Annotated in this window: 18 protein-coding genes and 1 tRNA gene; 11 read left to right on the top strand and 8 right to left on the bottom strand. The window is 43.5% G+C overall.

What is annotated here, in order from left to right:
* Positions 1-218 precede the first annotated feature (218 nt).
* The 3 genes from ACO1NU_RS04780 (at position 219) to ACO1NU_RS04770 (ending at position 3,147) form a co-directional block, all read left to right on the top strand.
* Positions 219-1,925: an alpha-amylase family protein gene (locus tag ACO1NU_RS04780; RefSeq protein WP_448817322.1), complete on the top strand. Its 1,707-nt coding sequence runs from the start codon at positions 219-221 to the stop codon at positions 1,923-1,925.
* A gap of 30 nt (positions 1,926-1,955) precedes the next feature.
* Positions 1,956-2,948 (top strand): YhdH/YhfP family quinone oxidoreductase, encoded by a 993-nt coding sequence (locus ACO1NU_RS04775; RefSeq protein ID WP_448817321.1) that lies wholly within the window; start codon positions 1,956-1,958, stop codon positions 2,946-2,948.
* Between the two features lie 126 nt (positions 2,949-3,074).
* Positions 3,075-3,147 (top strand) — tRNA-Lys (locus tag ACO1NU_RS04770).
* Between the two features lie 167 nt (positions 3,148-3,314).
* Here the strand turns inward: ACO1NU_RS04770 and ACO1NU_RS04765 are convergent.
* Positions 3,315-4,202: an SDR family oxidoreductase gene (locus tag ACO1NU_RS04765; protein ID WP_448817320.1), complete on the bottom strand. Its 888-nt coding sequence runs from the start codon at positions 4,200-4,202 to the stop codon at positions 3,315-3,317.
* A 278-nt stretch (positions 4,203-4,480) separates the two neighbouring features.
* On the opposite strand from ACO1NU_RS04765, the gene ACO1NU_RS04760 reads away from it, so the two are divergent.
* Complete coding sequence (locus ACO1NU_RS04760; RefSeq protein ID WP_448817457.1) at positions 4,481-4,705, top strand: winged helix-turn-helix transcriptional regulator; 225 nt, start codon at positions 4,481-4,483, stop codon at positions 4,703-4,705.
* A 57-nt stretch (positions 4,706-4,762) separates the two neighbouring features.
* Here ACO1NU_RS04760 and ACO1NU_RS04755 read toward each other — a convergent pair whose 3' ends face one another.
* Both ACO1NU_RS04755 and ACO1NU_RS04750 read right to left on the bottom strand, forming a co-directional pair.
* Positions 4,763-6,022 carry an RNA polymerase sigma factor gene (locus ACO1NU_RS04755; protein WP_448817319.1) on the bottom strand — a complete coding sequence of 420 codons (1,260 nt, stop codon included), beginning with the start codon at positions 6,020-6,022 and terminating at the stop codon, positions 4,763-4,765.
* Complete coding sequence (locus ACO1NU_RS04750) at positions 6,015-6,353, bottom strand: YciI family protein (protein WP_448817318.1); 339 nt, start codon at positions 6,351-6,353, stop codon at positions 6,015-6,017. Before ACO1NU_RS04750 ends, ACO1NU_RS04755 begins: the two co-directional genes overlap by 8 nt.
* 331 nt (positions 6,354-6,684) lie before the next feature.
* Between ACO1NU_RS04750 and ACO1NU_RS04745 the strand changes: the two genes are divergently transcribed.
* The 3 genes from ACO1NU_RS04745 to ACO1NU_RS04735 all read left to right on the top strand — a co-directional run bounded on the left by ACO1NU_RS04745 (position 6,685) and on the right by ACO1NU_RS04735 (position 7,919).
* A complete protein-coding gene (locus tag ACO1NU_RS04745) occupies positions 6,685-6,942 on the top strand; it encodes an SDR family NAD(P)-dependent oxidoreductase (RefSeq protein ID WP_448817317.1) in 258 nt (85 codons plus the stop codon).
* A gap of 99 nt (positions 6,943-7,041) precedes the next feature.
* The gene (locus tag ACO1NU_RS04740) at positions 7,042-7,269 is read left to right on the top strand and encodes a hypothetical protein (RefSeq protein ID WP_448817316.1); all 228 of its coding nucleotides are present in this window, start codon (positions 7,042-7,044) and stop codon (positions 7,267-7,269) included.
* A 41-nt stretch (positions 7,270-7,310) separates the two neighbouring features.
* A complete protein-coding gene (locus tag ACO1NU_RS04735; RefSeq protein ID WP_448817315.1) occupies positions 7,311-7,919 on the top strand; it encodes a helix-turn-helix domain-containing protein in 609 nt (202 codons plus the stop codon).
* Between the two features lie 73 nt (positions 7,920-7,992).
* Here ACO1NU_RS04735 and ACO1NU_RS04730 read toward each other — a convergent pair whose 3' ends face one another.
* Positions 7,993-8,907: a pirin family protein gene (locus tag ACO1NU_RS04730; protein ID WP_448817314.1), complete on the bottom strand. Its 915-nt coding sequence runs from the start codon at positions 8,905-8,907 to the stop codon at positions 7,993-7,995.
* A gap of 311 nt (positions 8,908-9,218) precedes the next feature.
* Between ACO1NU_RS04730 and ACO1NU_RS04725 the strand changes: the two genes are divergently transcribed.
* Both ACO1NU_RS04725 and ACO1NU_RS04720 read left to right on the top strand, forming a co-directional pair.
* Positions 9,219-9,752, top strand: a complete 534-nt coding sequence (locus tag ACO1NU_RS04725) for a pyridoxamine 5'-phosphate oxidase family protein (RefSeq protein ID WP_448817313.1) — start codon at positions 9,219-9,221, stop codon at positions 9,750-9,752.
* Between the two features lie 195 nt (positions 9,753-9,947).
* Positions 9,948-10,307 (top strand): VOC family protein, encoded by a 360-nt coding sequence (locus ACO1NU_RS04720; RefSeq protein WP_448817312.1) that lies wholly within the window; start codon positions 9,948-9,950, stop codon positions 10,305-10,307.
* A gap of 28 nt (positions 10,308-10,335) precedes the next feature.
* Here ACO1NU_RS04720 and ACO1NU_RS04715 read toward each other — a convergent pair whose 3' ends face one another.
* Positions 10,336-10,728, bottom strand: a complete 393-nt coding sequence (locus tag ACO1NU_RS04715) for a VOC family protein (RefSeq protein ID WP_448817311.1) — start codon at positions 10,726-10,728, stop codon at positions 10,336-10,338.
* Between the two features lie 222 nt (positions 10,729-10,950).
* Between ACO1NU_RS04715 and ACO1NU_RS04710 the strand changes: the two genes are divergently transcribed.
* Positions 10,951-11,754, top strand: a complete 804-nt coding sequence (locus ACO1NU_RS04710) for a glutaminyl-peptide cyclotransferase (RefSeq protein ID WP_448817310.1) — start codon at positions 10,951-10,953, stop codon at positions 11,752-11,754.
* Between the two features lie 2 nt (positions 11,755-11,756).
* Here the strand turns inward: ACO1NU_RS04710 and map are convergent, their stop codons facing one another.
* On the bottom strand, positions 11,757-12,521 hold the full coding sequence (gene map / locus ACO1NU_RS04705; protein WP_448817309.1) for a type I methionyl aminopeptidase: 765 nt from the start codon (positions 12,519-12,521) through the stop codon (positions 11,757-11,759).
* 149 nt (positions 12,522-12,670) lie between these two features.
* On the opposite strand from map, the gene ACO1NU_RS04700 reads away from it, so the two are divergent.
* Positions 12,671-13,480 (top strand): helix-turn-helix domain-containing protein, encoded by an 810-nt coding sequence (locus ACO1NU_RS04700; RefSeq protein WP_448817308.1) that lies wholly within the window; start codon positions 12,671-12,673, stop codon positions 13,478-13,480.
* A 14-nt stretch (positions 13,481-13,494) separates the two neighbouring features.
* Here ACO1NU_RS04700 and bla read toward each other — a convergent pair whose 3' ends face one another.
* Both bla and ACO1NU_RS04690 read right to left on the bottom strand, forming a co-directional pair.
* Positions 13,495-14,391 carry a class A beta-lactamase, subclass A2 gene (bla, locus tag ACO1NU_RS04695; protein ID WP_448817456.1) on the bottom strand — a complete coding sequence of 299 codons (897 nt, stop codon included), beginning with the start codon at positions 14,389-14,391 and terminating at the stop codon, positions 13,495-13,497.
* 71 nt (positions 14,392-14,462) lie between these two features.
* Positions 14,463-17,525, bottom strand: a complete 3,063-nt coding sequence (locus ACO1NU_RS04690) for a PAS domain S-box protein (protein WP_448817307.1) — start codon at positions 17,523-17,525, stop codon at positions 14,463-14,465.
* Positions 17,526-17,527: the final 2 nt, after the last annotated feature.

Raw genomic sequence — 17,527 nt, 5'->3', positions numbered from 1 at the left:
GTATGGTTGGCAATTTGCTGATGCGTGCCTTTACAACGGCAGCACATCGTGTACATGCTCATTCATAAAAGACTGTATATCTTATAATTTCACATGTAAGGCTTGATGGACACTCTTGTTGCGCAGGAATTCGACCAGAGAGCCCGGATATTGGAGCAGTTACGAAATAGCTCCTAAACATTTTGGTGTGGTTCAGGGTTAAACGAGTAAGCATCACTATGAAAAGATCTCCCTTACTCCTCCCCTTATTGAGTCTGCTACTTATCACGGCTTGCCGGAACAAACCTGTACAACCAGTACAAACCGATGAGGTCCCCTGGTACAAAACCAGTACCATTTACAACGTCGATATAGATTCCTACAAAGACAGCGACGGCGATGGTGTGGGCGATATTCAGGGCCTGATCCAGAAGCTTGATTACTTGAAATGGCTGGGCGTAGATGTTATCTGGCTGTCACCGTTTCAACCTACCCCCGACAAAGATGATGGCTACGATGTAGCAGACTACTATGCTATCGACGAACGACTTGGCGATCAGAACGACTTCGACCAGTTTATCGCAGAAGCGAAAAAAAGGAAAATAAAGGTCATTATGGACCTGGTTTTAAACCATACCTCCGTAAGCCACCCCTGGTTCCAGCAGGCAATAAAAGACACGACATCACGCTACTTCCCCTATTATGTATGGTCAAAAGAGCGTCCCAGGGACTGGAACAAAGGCATGGGATTTCCTGGTGTGGAGAAGGAAACCTGGACCTATGACGACCAGGCAAAGCACTATTATTTTCACCGGTTCTATACCTTCCAACCCGATCTGAACATCGAGAACCCGGACGTGCAGGCAGAGATGAAGAAGGTACTGCGTTACTGGCTGAAGCAGGGACTTGATGGTTACAGGCTCGACGCCGTTCCGTTCATTGTTGATCTGCCCAAGACAGGTGCCGAGGATCCGAAGAACAAGGTGGAGTTCCTGACTGAAATCAGAAAAGCAGTGAAGGCGATCAAACCGGATGCGCTGCTTCTGGGAGAAGCGAATGTAGAACCTGAAAAGAACATCGAATATTTCGGCGAGAAAGGCGAGCGTCTGCAGATGATGTTTAACTTTTTCGGCAACCAGTTCCTCTTCTATGCATTTGCCTCCGGAGATGTAAAGGATTTTGTGAAGGTACTTGAAGACACCAAAGAGAAGCCGGGGACAGCACAATGGGCCTATTTTCTTCGCAATCATGATGAAATAGATCTCGGAAGACTGTCGCCGAAAAAGCAGGAACTTGTATTTTCCAAGTTTGCGCCCGATTCAGGGATGATCCTGTATGAACGCGGTATCCGAAGAAGGCTCGCTCCTATGTTTTCGAATAACAAACAACAACTTGAGCTAGCCTATAGCCTACTTTTCTCGCTACCCGGTACCCCTGTGATCCGGTATGGTGAGGAGATCGGTATGGGTGACGACCAGCAGCTGAAAGAACGGCTTGCGGTACGTACGCCTATGCAGTGGTCTTCTTCCGCACAGGCAGGTTTCTCAAGCGCAGGTAAGGTCTTCCGGAATGTGATCGACACGGGAGTTTACAGCTATAAACAGGTCAATGTAGCCTTACAGGAAAAATCAGAGGGGTCTCTTCTTAACTTTACCAGGAAGCTTATCGAATTGAGAAAAGGACATCCGGAGATCAGTCTTGGCAATTGGAAAGTATTGAATACCGGCTCCAGACATGTTCTCGCTATTAAATACACTTATAGAAACCGCGAGATGATTGCCATTCATAACTTCAGTCCGAATGCCGTGGAGACTTCCATAAACACCGAAGTCGAGAAGGGCAAAAGTCTCGAAGGCATTCTGAACGCCACAAACGTTAATCCAAAAAATTCTAAAATAAACATTCGGCTGGATAGCTACGATCACAGATGGTATGCCATTAAGTAGGATGATCATGATTCATACAAATTGATATATATGTCTAAATTATTTAAAGCCCTTGAGGTAGAAGAAGTGAACGGCAACTTTAAGATGTCTGTTGTGACCCGCAGTACCGATGATCTGCCCGAGGGAGAAGTGCTGATCAAGGTTCTGTACTCCTCACTGAACTATAAAGATGCGATGTCGGCCAGTGGAAATAAAGCTATTACCAAGGCCTACCCCCATACGCCGGGAATAGATGTAGCCGGCATTGTTGAAGAATCAGATTCTCCAGACTGGAAAGCAGGTGATGAAGTGATTGTTACCGGCTTTGATCTGGGAATGAATACCAGCGGCGGCTTCGGGGGCTACGTACGAGTGCCGGCGAACTGGATTGTAAAGCTTCCGTCCGGTTTAACTTTGCGCGAAAGCATGATTTACGGAACCGCGGGTTTTACTGCAGGTCTCTCCGTTGACGCCGTCCTGAAGCATGGCATCAAGCCTGAGGATGGACTCATTGCCGTATCAGGAGCAAGCGGTGGTGTCGGCTCTGTCGCAGTAAGCATATTAAGCGGTTTGGGTTACCAGGTTGCCGCGATCAGCGGAAAAGATTCGGCTGCTTTTCTGAAGAGTCTGGGAGCGAAAGAGATTATTCAGAGATCGGAAATGGAGGACTCGTCAGGCAGACCACTCCTGCGCAGTCGGTTTGCGGCCGCAGTGGACACTGTTGGTGGAACTGTTCTCAGTACTATGCTAAGAAGTTTAAGCTATGGCGGGATTGTTACGGCGTGTGGCCTGGTTAACGGCACAGATCTTCCATTAACCATCTTCCCTTTCATCGTTAAGGGTATACACCTGGCGGGCATCGATTCAGTGAACCTGCCCCTGGAGAGCCGCCCTGCCATCTGGGAATCACTGGCGAACGAATGGAAACCTGAAGGTTTGGAGACGTTGGTAAACGAAATTGGCCTTGAGGAACTCCCCAAATGTATTGGGCAAATACTGAACGGCCAGATGACCGGAAGAACTTTGGTGAATCTCGCATATTAATGCGTGATTTTTTCTCTCTGAAAATCAGGGGGTTATTTGAAACGGAGAATAAATGTGGAATTTATTTGAACTGAAATGTAGTTTTTTCTCATTTTTTTCTACCTTTGCACACCCAATCAAGGGAATGATTCCGTAGCTCAGCTGGTAGAGCATTACACTTTTAATGTAGTGGTCCTGGGTTCGAATCCCAGCGGGATCACAAAAAGGGACAAGACAGAATTCTTCTGACTTGTCCCTTTTTTATTTCCACGCAATGGTTGGTAGCTTTCCTCCTGATTACTTATCTATGAATAAGCAGGTTAAGGCGTTTCAAACTGTTGATTAGTAGGTGCCAAATATCTTTACTTTTCAGGAACCTATCTCCTATCAAGGCTGTTCCTGGTACACACGATCAATAAATTGCTGCAATGAAGTAGGCTTTCTGGTTAAAAATTTTTCTAATATGTTATTTCTCTGATCAAGTGCACCTTGTTCGTGAGCCGACGCCCACATCGTCAGCGCAGTGATATACATTTCCGGAACACCGGCCTGTGTAAGAGTTGCTTCAAATTCGGATGACGAAGGCGATATATAGTTTACTTCTTTTTCAATGGCTTTTCCTATTGAATTTGCGATTTCCCGGAAGTTTACCGACTCATTGTTAGTTAGAGGATATATCTTGTTGTCGTGACCTTGCGACGTTAAAACATAAGCAGCAGCTTCCGCCAGTTCTTCACGCAGTACATAGCTTGCATTTCCATTTGCTGCAGGAAACAGGATTGTTGCTTTTTCAGCGACATCAGCTCCTACAAAAACGGGAATCATTTCAAAGTAAATACCATTTTGAAGTATCGTATATGTGATTCCGCTATCTTTCAAAAAATCTTCTGTATCGACGTGTGATTGCTGAAATGCAGAAATGGATGATCTTTCAAAACCGGAATTTCTTATAAACGAAGTATAAACAATATGTTTTATACCTACCATTTTAGCTGCTCTGATGACCAAGAGATGCTGCGTTGTACGGTTACTATAAGCTTGTTTATCGTTACTTGATACTAGCAGTAATTTATCTACACCCCGCATGGCCTTGAGCAACGACTCTTCATTGAGATAATCACCAACATTCACTTTTATACCTTGCTCTTCAAATTGTCTGGCTTTTTCTATATCTCGTACCAATACCGCAATCTCCGACGGTTGGGTCTCCTTTTTCAATAAATATTCGACTACTTTGCTGCCGAACTGACCTGTTGCTCCCGCTACTAAAATCATAAGAATTATATTTTATAAATTTTTATGGAGGCAAACTTAAAGAAGTGAATAGGAGTATGTGGCTTCGGGAAAGGTAAATAACACTATACTTTTGTATACTACATTTAGAAAGTGATGAAGAGTTTTGAAGAAATTATAAATACGAACGTTGAAGAATGTCCTCGCAGTTATGTTCTCGCTTTAATGGATACATTGAATGTGGTCAACGGTAAATGGAAATTGCCCATTATCGCCAGTCTTCTTCGCGGCAACGCTCGTTTTAAGGATTTACTCACTAAATTGAGAGGATTACGCCAAAAATGCTATCCAAAGAACTGAAGGAACTGGAAATAAATGGCATTGTAGAACGGTTAGAAACAAATTCATTGATTGAATATAAATTAACAGACTCTGGTAAAAACATGATAGGCATCATCGATGCGATGATTTCCTGGGGGCAAAAACATCGCGAACTGGCTCTCCTAACATTGCAGCCTCCGCTTAATAAATTGGCTCGTCATTAGGAATAAGATCTCGTAAAACTATCCGGTACAAGGTTGATGGATAGACGAAGATTAATATCAATCATTGCACGAGCTGATCAACTCAATTTTCCGGTTAATGAAGTTACAGTCTGTTTTGTTTTTGGCATAAAGCAACGATCGTTGATAGTTTTCCAAGGCTAGGTTCCAGCTTTCAAGCTTAGTATAGCAATGTGCTCTGGCAGCATAATAAAAAAATGCTAGTTCACTGCCTACCTGTTTCTCCATAAGGCTTAGTTCCCTCAGTAAACCTGTTAAGTCCTGATAGTGACTTTCTGCAAGGATACGGTTCAAGGTTACCGAAATGGAATAAGGTTCCAGATGCTCAAGCTGTCGATACAGATAGGTGATCATTTTCCAATCGGTTTTTTCGTACGTTTCCGAGCTACAATGAACTGAGGAGATCAATGCCTCGATATAGTATTTCTCTAGAAAACTAAGGTTATTTTTCGCTATTCGTAAATGCCGGAATCCGGCTGAAATAAGTTCGCTGTTCCAAAGGCTCCGATCTTGCACCTCTAGTGAAATCCATGAGTCACCAGCTGTCCTGGCAGGAAATCTGGAGGAATGAAAGAACATTATCGCCAACAATGAATTGGTTTTTCCATCATCAGGTTGACGGCGGTGTACCAGCGTAGCCAATCTCATGGCCTCAAAGCAGAGCCCATTATTGATGCTGCCATTTTTTTGCGAACTTTTGTGGCCCTCGTTAAAGAGTAGATAGAGTACTCGCAACAGGTGGGCCGGGTCATCAATAGATTGGACTTGGAAATGCTCATACCTGCAAGAAAATTCCTTTATCGTTTCTCTACCCCTCAAAATGGTTTTTTTCACGGTTTCTGTTTTCAGCAGCAGAGCATTCGCGATTTCAGAGTAATTGAATCCGCAGAGAAAGTAAAGCGAAATGACAAGCTTATTCCTTTCGGTAAAGTTTGCCTTAGAAAAAAAGACAAGTAATTTTAATAAACTGTCTTCTGCTTCAACTTCATCATAAGGCAAGGTAATTTCCTCCCCAGTTGGGAGTTGAGAAAGATAAGCATGGGAAAGATTCGATCGTTTAATTCTGTTAAGGAGGTTGTTGCCTGCAACTCTACATAACCAAGCAACAGGCTTCTCGGGAACACCGGAAAACTTCCATGTTTTCAAGGCGGCCTCAAAGGATTCCTGCAGGGCGTCCAATACGTTATCTATTTGATCGTAACCAAATTTCGAAGATAATAGAGAAACCATCTTCCCATGATATTCCCTGAAAAGATAACCTGTCAATGCATTGATACCTTGTTGGGGATCTCTATTCATCCGTGTTGATGATTTCACGGAGTTCCAGTGTAGCACCCGTTCTAAAATCCGGACAATCTTTTACCCGTATTGTTGCCTGTTCTAATGAATCTGCTAATAGGATATAGTATCCACTGATACATTCCTTCATTTCTACATAAGGACCGTCTGTAACAAGGCCATTTTTTAAAGTAATCCCTTTTGCTTCCAAGGGGTTGCCCTCCCTGAAATTTCCACTGGCTACCAATGTTTCCACCCACTCTATGTGTGCCTGAATGTCCGCCTGCATATCCTGAACTGATACGTTCCCATAATCGGCATTTTCACGGATTAGTAATAAGAATTCTTTCATTTCTTTCATTTTATTTTATTTGTCTTTCCAGCCTATAAGACAATCGAGATCTAAAAATCGGGACAAATCCTCATTGCTATATTCCGGTATAGGGTTAGTTCATTTTCTTAAATTTAATACTTTAATTTTTCGCTCCTGGTAAATAAATTCGTAATCTCATTGTTTTATCGAGCTGTAACAATAGGAATAATCATTAAGATTGCACCCTATCAGAAGTCTGCTGTGCGCAATTCTCATGCAAGTCCAATATAGCCGATTTCATCAACCTCGATAACGTTACAAAATTCCGCGATTGGGTTAGAAGTTTCGTTCGGCATCTACCAATCGTATTGTGAATGTAAGTTCCAGCCAGGGTTCGCTTACCCTCCATAGCGATCCGACGTATAAATATTACACCAAAAAAGGAGTTGTTTATCAGTCGTCGAAGTCTGCCTTGAATATGTACACTATCAATCTGGCCTTCGAATTGCGGAATACCACTGTTAAGGTGAATGCGGTTAGTCCTCCATCTACGGCAACCGATTTCAACCGCCATTTTGGAACGAGTACGTTGAAACTGCGGCACATCAGATCCTTAAATACACTCTGATTGGCAATTACGGGCCAACGGGCAAGTTTTTCTGCGAAGATAATAACCCTGAAACAGGTGAAATTCCGTGGTAAGCAAGTGCTGCTAATAATATATGAAATGAAAAGAGACGCTGGTGTTCCTTATAACTTTAATTCCTTATCTGATCTCCACCGTATGCTGGGGTTGCCACAGCCCTTGCATCCGCTTATAAACCTGATCGATAATAATGATAATACATTAGACAGCACTGGCTTGCCGAGTTTCCTTAGCGGTAAATTGAAATATGGTCAGCACTACTATGATTTTGACGAAGGTGGCTTGTTTTTGTCCCTCCGAACCAGTTAAGCGCCAATAGCGAAAATAATGGAGACCATTCGGGCTATACATTGATCGTTCATCCAGATTTTCTGTTATCATATCCCCTGGCAAAAAAGATCAAACACTATGGCTTCTTTTCTTATTCGGCTAACGAGGCCCTGCACCTTTCCTATAAAGAAAAGGAAACCATCATCCATATTTTTAAGAATATTGATGACGAACTACAAAGCAGGATAGATGATTTTAGCCAGGATGTGATCGTTTCTCAACTGGAATCATTATTGAATTACAGCAATCGTTTTTATAAGCGGCAGTTTATCACGCATAAAGCCATCAACAATGAGCTTCTGCAAAGGCTCGAAGGAATATTAGATAATTGTTTTAGCAATGAAAAATTATCAGTCCAGGGAATTCCAACGGTTCAATATCTCTATGAGCAATTATACCTTTCCCCTGGTTATCTGAGTGATATGCTGCGTTCTTTGACCGGGCAAAGTGCACAACAGCATATACAGAATACACTTATTGAAAAGGCAAAAGAAAGGCTCTCGGCTACTACGCTGTCTGTTTCACAGATAGCATACGAACTAGGTTTTGAACATTCACAATCGTTCAGCAGGTTGTTCAAGTCAAAAACTGATCTATCACCTCTAGCATTTAGACGCTCATTCGATTAATCCAATCGGGAATAGCAGGTACACTCTGATTTGGCTTCGTTCTAGGATTGCTGTTCAGGGTGTAAAATCACCACTACGAAAGGAGTTCTGGTCTGGGCGCACTTCCTCCTGGCCTTGATCTATCTTCCGGTAGTGGAATAAACTCTTTATTGTCGTTAGGAGGAAGGATAATTTTCCCCTGTTTCCAATCCTCTTTGGCTTGCTCGATACGTTCCTTTCTTGAAGAGACAAAGTTCCACCAGATAAAGCGTTCGCCTAAGGGCTCGCCCCCTAAAAGCATCAGCGTGGTGTCTTCTTTGGCGATGATCAAAGGATCAACTCCTTTGCTGAAGACCAGCATCTTACCGGGGCCATAGGTTATGCCTGACATCTCTATACTTCCTTTGACGATATAAAAACCTCGTTCTGAGTGTTCCTGCGGGAGTCCGAACCTGGCACCACGCTGTAAGACAACGTGCAGATAAAATAAGGGCGAAGCAGTTTTGACATCGTTTCGCAATCCATAAGCGTCGCCGGCGATCAGTCGCATCCACACACCCTTTTCAGTAAATATCGGGAGCTGCTCCGGCGAGTAGTTATTAAAAGAAGGCGCAGCTTCTTCATCCTTTTCAGGAAGAGCCACCCAGGTTTGTATCATCTCAAGTCCACCCGCGAGTGCTGAAGGATCTTCAAACCGCTCAGAGTGTGCAATTCCACTCCCTGCAGTCATCCAGTTTACTTCTCCCGGCCGGATGATCTGTTCTACACCCAGACTATCGCGATGCATCACCTGTCCCCCAAACAGATAGCTGACAGTAGAAAGGCCTATATGGGGGTGCGGGAGTACATCCATATTCGACACGGGTAAAATCACATCGTCAACCGGACCTGCATGATCCATGAATATAAATGGACCAATCATTCTGCGAAGGCGGAAGGGAAGAATTCGATTAACGCTCATCCCCTTACTAATCTCAGCGCTTCTGGCTTCAATTACAATATCAAGCATAACTCAATTATTAATTCTGGTTCAGGTATTATTAAAGCTATGGTTATTTGATCAATTATCGATGGCTCCTTTTTTATTTGACTAAAATGTAGCAATAAGTGGGACGTACACAAAGAATCATCTTAGCGAGAGCAAGGTAAACGATGATCAGGAGTCCCGGTAGCTCCTTCGGTCAATATTGATTGGTTTTTAACTGAAGGCATCGAGCCTAAATCGCCTTAACAATCTTCTGATTACCAACATCAAAACAGTAAAAGCGGTTTAGTGTTCTAGCTTAGTACAGCTACAAATAAACCACTAATCTGAAAAATATGGATAGCATTAATAAACAACAAGAGGAGAAAAACCATGAAGACCTACAGGGTGCAGAAGCGAAAGCTCGCATAAAGAACATGGCAAAAGATAGCTCATGCTTTTTTTGTACTGATTTCAAGAAAGGAGATGCTTTTGCCACCAGGCCGATGTCTGTTCAGGACATTGATGAGGAAGGCAATCTATGGTTCCTTAGTGCGAGTGATAGCAACAAAAACCAAGAAATCACCATCGATCCTTCCGTTCAGTTATTATTCCAGGGTTCATCCTACTCGGAGTTTCTGACCCTGTTCGGCTCGGCAAAAATCGTACTTGATATGCAAAAAATAAAGGAACTTTGGAATCCGATATTAAAGACCTGGTTCACGGAAGGGGTTGATGATCCAAGAATTACCGCTATAAAGGTTGAGCCTCATAAAGGATATTACTGGGATACGAAGCATGGTGCAGCTGTTTCTATGATTAAACAAGCAGCGGGAGCCATTATGGGCAAGACCCTCGATGATTCTATTGAAGGCAACATTAGCATTTAATCTTCGATTAGTCGTTGTTGCCTGAATCGGAGGTAACATGAGCCAAGTTAGCAGGCTGGAGGGTATATCAAATCGCTTCTATGGTGTGATCCCGGCAGTTGAGATTTAGGGGGCTAGTTACTTAAATTGTTCATTTTCCCCTGGATTCAGTGGGCTTAATACCCTATTCTTGTATAACAAAATGCTTGAAGCACCATGACGGAAGTTGATTCACAAAAATTGAAACATGAACAGATACAATACATCGAGTTTGTATCGAAAGATCTGGCTGAAGCCAAACATTTTTATTCCAGTTGTTTTGAATGGAAGTTCACGGATTACGGACCGGAGTACACCGCTTTCGAAGGCGACTATGTTGACGGAGGCTTCACCTATGGTCAACCCATTAACGGAAGCATCTTAGTTGTTCTGTACTCAAAAGATATCGAAGCGACCAAACAGAAGGTGATTAGCGCCGGAGGCACTATTGTAACGGACATTTTCAGTTTTCCCGGAGGCAGACGCTTCCAATTCAGAGATCCTGACGGATACGAGCTTGCTGTCTGGTCTGAGTAAATTCTATTGAGAAGATACGCGGCGAATTTTAAGGCTCGTTCATCCATACAAACTCCCAGTGATGTCCGTCGAGATCTTCGAAGCTATGCTGATACATGAAACCGTGGTCGCTTGGGGCATTAGGTATAGTTGCACCAGCGGCCTCGGCTTTGGCGACCATTTCGTTGACTGCATCTTTGCTATCAGCTGATAAGGCAATGGAACATTCCGCCGCTTGGTGAGCATCTATAATCTGCTTTTTTGTGAATGTCTGAAAGAAAGCCTTCGTCAGCAAAATGACGTAGATGGTGTCGCTTATTACCATACATGCTGCTTTCTCATCGCTAAACTCCCGGTTGAAGCTATATCCCTGTTTAGTAAAAAATTCCATGGACTTGCTTAGGTCTTCAACAGGAAGGTTTACAAAGATTTGTGTTGCCATATTGCTTATAATTTGTGTTAAAAGTACAACCCTTCTGCCCTTCGTTGGCGTGTAAAAACGTCAACTTAGGGGGGCAATTACGACTAATATGAAAGTAATTGTTCATAGAAAGGGTGGACGGACATAAGCTTGAACGGTCTAATGTTTGTACTTTAGTTGACTAATTACCTTCAACAGCTAGGGGTTTAATCTACTGTTCGATGGTTGCACAACATAGTGTTAATGAAAAAAATTCTATTTGCGTTCTCAGTTCTGATTTCCGCTTGTACCGGTAATCCTTCAAGTCAAACAGAAGAGCCGGTTAAGTCGACTCCGGTCATTAATTATGCTGTTACTAACAGCTTTTCGCATAGCACATCTTCGTTTACTGAAGGGCTGGTATTCCATCAGGGAAAACTGTATGAGAGCACGGGATCACCCGAAGACTTACCTCAGACAGAGTCTGTGATAGGCATATTGAATCTGGAGAATGGAAAAATTGAAGAAAAAGTAAGACTAGACAAAAAGGCTTATTTTGGTGAAGGCATCGTTTTCTTGAACGACAAGCTATTCCAGCTTACATATCAGAACCAGATATGCTTTGTGTATGATGCCAGGTCGTTTAATCAAATTGGGAAATACCAATACAAAAATACAGAAGGCTGGGGTTTAACAACGGACGGGAATTTCATCATCATGAGCGACGGTTCTCATATTCTGACCTACCTCGACCCGGAGAGCTTTCAAACGACTAAGACGATACCAGTATCTGAAAACGGGTATGCAGTCGAGCATTTAAATGAACTGGAATACATCGATGGGTTTATATATGCTAATGTGTGGATGAAGGACGTCATAGTCAAAATAGATCCGGCAACGGGCCAGGTGGTAGGAAAGCTAGACCTAACCAACCTCAGAAAGGAAGTTCTGAAGATCTATCCTGATGCACTTGAAACAAACGGAATTGCGTATCAGCCTGATACCAAAAAGATCATGGTGACGGGCAAACTCTGGCCGAAAATATATGAGATTGAACTGTCGCAGTAATATTAAGCAAGTATTCCATTTTTCTCTGTCAAGATAATCGGCAATGAGTCGGTTACAACAATGGTATGTTCATGCTGAACTGCAAAGCCGCCTTTGTCTCCGAGCATGGTAAACCCGTCTGACTGTTCCACCGCCCATGTGGACTTCGTGGTGATAAAGGTTTCTATAGCGACCACCATATCCTTTCTGAACCTCCTCTTATCAAGCCTGTCTTTATAGTTTAATATAGCATCCGGCTGCTCATGAAGGCCTCTGCCGATACCATGTCCGCCGAGGTTCTTAACTACTTTGTAGCCGTTTCTCCTTGCTTCTGCTTCTATTATCCCGCCAATTTCGTTGATCTTAACCCCTGAGTGGATGCCCGTGATCGCATTTCTAAGTATTGCTATAGACGTGTCTATGAGATGCTTCTTTTCATGAACATCCTCTTCCACAATGATCGACCCGCCGTTATCTGACCAGTAGCCATTGAGTTCTGCCGACACATCTATATTCAACAGGTCCCCTTTCTGAATAATTCTATCACTTGAAGGTATCCCGTGACAGATTTCGTTGTTGATACTGATACAGGTATGTCCGGGAAATCTGTATACGAGATAAGGAGCTGACCGGGCACCGAAGGTAGCCAGTACCTCACCTCCGTAATCATCCAGTTCCTTGGTGCTCATTCCGGCGCGGGCATATTCCTGCATCTTCTTCAGCGTAATCGCTACAGCTTCGCTCACCTGAATCATTCCCTCAAGATCTGTCTTATTATTGATTATCATAACTATGCGTACTTCTTTCTACAAAACTAATCAAGACTGGACCTGCCGGATAGTATAACTTCGACATTTCTGTTTGCCAGTGAAATGGATATATTTGAACAATGCCTATCAGTTTTTTTAAACATCTAGCCCGTCCCGATCATTTACAGATGAACCGGTTTGAAGTTCCAGATCGTCTGAAGCCTTTTGTGGAGGGCTTCTATGTGCTTGATAATGATCGTTGCATTGGCAAACAACTATTTTTCAATGATGGCTATCCTGTTCTTGCCTTTATGCGGGCAAGAAATGAACGAACCCGTCTGATAGTAGACGGCGAAATCAGTCTGGTCGAAAATGCATGGTTCTGCGGGGGTATACTGAAGAATGTTTATTGTGAGTCTTCAACAGCGTTTCGGAACATGTTTGTCATACGTTTCCATCCCATGACTTTCTTTGGCTCGTTCGGGCTGGAGGAGAATTACTTCACGACGAAGCAGGTCGTTAATTTTTCAGAGATCGCGGGCGCCGGTTTCGCGAAATTAAACAACGCGTTCTACGATACAACTTCGACCATAGACCGGATGCAATTGATTTCCGAATGGCTCGCCAAGCGGATGAATCGTCACTACTATCCGGAACTGCTGACAGACATTCTACACTCGATCGAAAAGCGCGACACGTTGAGTGTCAAAGGACTGCTGAATGATTATTCCCTTCGGCTAAATTATAAATGGCTGGAGCGGAACTTTAAAAGGCATGTAGGCATGTCGCCAAAAGAATACATATCTATCCGGCGCTTCCTGAAAGCATACCTGGATTTACATTCGTCGGGGGCAAAGGATCTTCTGCAGGTTGCACTAGATCATGGCTATTATGACGACAATCACTTCATAAAAGATTTCAGGAGATTTTCGGGAGTACCTCCGAAAACCTACTTTCAAAACCTTGAGACTCATTTGGGCACCATTTCCTCTAAATAGTCTATTCTGCTCCTTTAGTCCTCCATGGATTCGAAATAGTCCCAGGTGAGCTTCGAAATATCTGAGATGATCTTCTCAAGACGTTCGGGTTTCTCCCTGGAGTTGGCTACGTAGACGCTGATCGCATAATGCTTACCACTTGTTTGTGTCACAATGCCAACATCATTAATTGCAGATGTTACACCTGAAGTATTCGTACCCGATGTTCCCGTTTTATGTGCCACTGGTGTTCCTGTCGGCAACTCCCCTTTTAACCTGTTAACTCCGGTGCTGGTATTTACCAGCACCTTACAGAGAAAATCAAAACTCTCTGCACCGAGGATCTTTCCTTCAAAGAACATTTTAAGGAGTTGCGTAGATGCATCCGGTGTTGTCCAGTTTTTAAACTGCGCATTCCAGCTGTTATGCATTTCTTCCTCATTAACCACGATAGCAAAATCTTCGATTCCTAAACGGCGGATATAATGGTCAACTTTCTCAGTGCCGCCGAGGAGTCTCAATAAAATATCACAACCGTTGTTATCGCTTTGTGCAACAGTATAGGAAAGAATCTCCGAAAGAGGTACATGAACGTTGCCATCCGGATACTTATCGCGTAATGGACTCCATGTATCTGGCAGCAGGTCTCTTTTGGAAATCATTACCGCCTGATGTAAGTTTAAGCGCTCCTGATCCACCTCATGCAGAACTGCCAATGCGATGTGAAACTTAAAGACACTCTGCAAGGGAAAGTGCTTGTGATTGTTAATATGCAAAGCCATGGGTCCTTCGATAGCCATAATGGACACCCCGACCTCGGCTTTGCTTTGGGCTATTATTTTGTTAATCTCCCTTTTTAGTGGATCAAGAGATTGCGCCGTGCAATTGGACACAATGATTAATAAGCTTAAGACTGCAAGGAAATTAGTAATACGCACTTTGGATGATGTTAAGCATGAGGAAAAAGGCATTGGATTAAAATAAGAAATCTAAATCAACTTATTCAGATCTGTTCAGCTTTCCGAACGATATCTTTAATAACAGCGTCCAGATCATGCGCTGAGGACAAGATACCTTTAAGGAGCAGGCTTCGATCTGTCTGATCAGATTCATAGCTTTCAAGAGCTTCTATATGCTCCATAATGCGTGCCAGCGGCGCTCTTACTACGTGCAACTGTATCCAGGCAATTTCCTTTAGTCGTTCGTTCTGTACCTCCAAAGCCTTCATGTACTCCAAACGATCGGTGATATTGATCGCCAGTACCAAATGTGCCATTTTACCGTTAAAAGGAATCATGCTTCGCTTCATATCCACCTGAATGAGCTCACCGCTTCTCAACCTATGAGTCACCATACCGCCAAAAAAGGCTTGTTGCTTCTTGCGATTAATGTCATCCAGTTCGGGCACACGGCGTAAAGGTTTAATATCTCTCATCGTCATTAACAAAAACTGATTTCTGGGATAGCCATACTGTTGAATAGCGGCGTTATTGACGTCCAGAAAGTGTAGCGTATCCGGGTCATATACCCACATCGGTTGCGGGCTTAAATGAAAAAGGTCGCTATATCTCCTTTCAGACTCCAAAAGTTCAAGCGACTTCCGTTCCCTTTCATCTTCGGCTTTCTTTCTATCTGAGATGTCGATGCCAATACATTGGATCTCCGTAGGCTCACCTTTTAAATTGGTCAGACAGATAAAATGCCAGAAGGAGTGTTTGATGCTACCGCTCTTAGTGTACTTCTCAATCTCCAGCTCATATATTTCGTTTGGATTTTCAATAGCCTTCTTGCAAATATCCTCTACCTGGGACCTATAAGACGGGAGTATCGACGACATGGCATTGGCCCCGAGGGTTTCTGATGATTCAAGACCGAAGTCTTCTATATATTTTTTGTTTGCATAAGTGTATTGTTCATTGAAGTCTACGCGGATTACATAGTTTGTTTGTGAATCGACAAGACTCCTCAACCGACCTTCACTCATTAGGAGCTTTTCCTGTATTTTTTTGCTTTCTGTAATATCCATATAGGCTGCTATCACCTTCGTGAACTCCCCTGCCTCGTTCGCTCTGACTCGCCCCCATGTTTTCAAGTACCTTACTCCTAGTTCGGGGTGGATGATTCTCTCCTCCCCAACATAATCTTCCTTCGTGCGCAGAAATCGCTTTATATTGGCGAGGACCTGATCTTTATCCTCAGGATGCAAGCAATTTTGGTAGAGATCTATGGTAGGTTCGACATCTTCGGGAAGCCCGAAAATATGGTAAAGCTCCCGTGACCATGATAACTGCCGGGTTTCCAAATCGAACTGCACACTTCCAAAATGAGCTAGTTCCTGGCTTTGTCTCATCAGGAAATTGGCTTCCTCCAAAAGCTCGCGGTTCCGACGATCCTGAAGAATCACCTGAAGCAGATGAACCGTTCTGTCAATCACTTTGATCTCTTCTTGAGTGGGAGACTTAACCGTTTTGTAATACATTGCCAGGGTAGCAATAACGCCTCCATCGACGTTTGTAATGGGCTGTGACCAGCAGGAAAGAAGCTTGCTCCTCAAAGCAAAATCTTTGTGCTGGGCCCATCTGGGATCGTTAGCGATATCGCTTACTATTACTTTGCTATTTGTGTAGGCTGCGGTACCGCATGAACCCATGTTATCGGCGATTGGAAGCTGGTCGATCCTCTTCTCGTATTCGGGGGGTAAAGACACACTCGCCCAATTATATAAGTGTCCGCGTTTTACACGCATGATAGCACATATCATCTCAGGAAAAATGGATTCGAGTCCCTGTAGATAGCTTTTTAGCAGCGTGACAGTGTCTTCGAAGGGGCTTGCATTCAGCTCAAGTACCTTTTTCTCAACGTGTTCAAGTTCGGAGATCCGCTTCGCAGCGGTAATATCAATCATCAAACCCCTCAGCCATCTTGGAGTGTCGTTCTCGCGTATCACGGAAATAGACACATTCATCCAGACAACTGAGCCATCTTTTCGCAGGACCCGGTAATCTCCGGTATAGTTCGTCTGAGTCTGAATTCTCTGGAAGGACATTTTCAGGATCTCTTCCCGGTCATCGGGAAAAAGCAATCTATCAATAAAACCAGGTTGATGGACACATTCTTCCGGAGAATAGCCTAGCAGGTCTTCTATCTGTTCACTTACAAAGAGAAATTCCAAGGTTTGAGCGTCACTTTCAAACACGATACCGTCAACCGTTTGAATAAGCGTTTCAATCTGATCCTGTGAGTAGCGCAGCTGCAGTTCGGTTCTCTTTTGGTCCGTTATGTCCTGTCCGATTCCATACATTCTGACAAACTCACCATCTTTTAACTCTCCTCTACCCGTGTATCTGATCCATCGTTCACTACCTTTAGGAGTGAGGATATTTAAGTCGACATTGAAATACTCCCCTGTGGTAATTGCCTTTTTATAAAGTTCTTCAAACGTGTCCCTATCCTCTTGTGTCTTTAACAGAGTAACTCCAAAGTCGACCGTTATCTCCGTACCCGGCTCTACCTCCATGATTTCGTAATGGACATCGGACCATGTAAACCGGTTATTTTTGTCCATCTCCCAGCGGCCAATCTTCGCTACTTTTTGAGCTTCCTGCGAAAGCCACCGCTGTTCTTCAAACTGGCTTTCTTTTTCCTCTTCTCTCTCAAGAGCTTCAACAAAAGCTGTTACGTCTTGCAGAGTGCGTATAACAAAATCGACTTCCCCATCTCCGGTTAGCACGGGAGTATCTGTAGCTTCATAACAGACGGCTTTCGGCTCAATAGCAGCGGGCGGGATAAATTTCTCGGACTGGGTTTTGACGGCTATCTTCTCGGTATATACCCTTTCAAAGGAGCTATTTTGGGAGGAGAAATAAGGAATTCGATAGCCACTATTTGTCAGATTACCAGGCACAAACACCAGATTATCTGCAACTTGCTCTCGAACTTCTCCCGTCAAAGCAAGGTAGGCTTTGTTCACTTCTTTGATGAAGATGCGAGGATAGACACCCGACAGGATCATTGTTGGGACAGGCGACAACTCGAATATTCGATAATATTGCTCTGCGTTTTCCATAT

The organism is Arcticibacter sp. (assembly GCF_053551015.1).
The sequence above is the reverse complement of the archived record's forward strand: the minus strand, read 5'-3'. Positions and strand labels throughout refer to the sequence as shown.

What these genes read in the sequence shown, in the direction of transcription:
- ACO1NU_RS04750 (WP_448817318.1), bottom strand. Translation starts at nt 6,353, where the DNA reads ATGAAAGAATTCTTATTACTAATCCGTGAAAATGCCGATTATGGGAAC.
- ACO1NU_RS04715 (WP_448817311.1), bottom strand. Translation starts at nt 10,728, where the DNA reads ATGGCAACACAAATCTTTGTAAACCTTCCTGTTGAAGACCTAAGCAAG.
- map (WP_448817309.1), bottom strand. Translation starts at nt 12,521, where the DNA reads ATGATAATCAATAATAAGACAGATCTTGAGGGAATGATTCAGGTGAGC.
- ACO1NU_RS04690 (WP_448817307.1), bottom strand. Translation starts at nt 17,525, where the DNA reads ATGGAAAACGCAGAGCAATATTATCGAATATTCGAGTTGTCGCCTGTC.
- ACO1NU_RS04755 (WP_448817319.1), bottom strand. Translation starts at nt 6,022, where the DNA reads ATGAATAGAGATCCCCAACAAGGTATCAATGCATTGACAGGTTATCTT.
- ACO1NU_RS04765 (WP_448817320.1), bottom strand. Translation starts at nt 4,202, where the DNA reads ATGATTTTAGTAGCGGGAGCAACAGGTCAGTTCGGCAGCAAAGTAGTC.
- ACO1NU_RS04780 (WP_448817322.1), top strand. Translation starts at nt 219, where the DNA reads ATGAAAAGATCTCCCTTACTCCTCCCCTTATTGAGTCTGCTACTTATC.
- ACO1NU_RS04700 (WP_448817308.1), top strand. Translation starts at nt 12,671, where the DNA reads ATGAACCGGTTTGAAGTTCCAGATCGTCTGAAGCCTTTTGTGGAGGGC.
- ACO1NU_RS04730 (WP_448817314.1), bottom strand. Translation starts at nt 8,907, where the DNA reads ATGCTTGATATTGTAATTGAAGCCAGAAGCGCTGAGATTAGTAAGGGG.
- ACO1NU_RS04725 (WP_448817313.1), top strand. Translation starts at nt 9,219, where the DNA reads ATGGATAGCATTAATAAACAACAAGAGGAGAAAAACCATGAAGACCTA.
- ACO1NU_RS04740 (WP_448817316.1), top strand. Translation starts at nt 7,042, where the DNA reads ATGAAAAGAGACGCTGGTGTTCCTTATAACTTTAATTCCTTATCTGAT.
- ACO1NU_RS04710 (WP_448817310.1), top strand. Translation starts at nt 10,951, where the DNA reads ATGAAAAAAATTCTATTTGCGTTCTCAGTTCTGATTTCCGCTTGTACC.
- ACO1NU_RS04720 (WP_448817312.1), top strand. Translation starts at nt 9,948, where the DNA reads ATGACGGAAGTTGATTCACAAAAATTGAAACATGAACAGATACAATAC.
- ACO1NU_RS04775 (WP_448817321.1), top strand. Translation starts at nt 1,956, where the DNA reads ATGTCTAAATTATTTAAAGCCCTTGAGGTAGAAGAAGTGAACGGCAAC.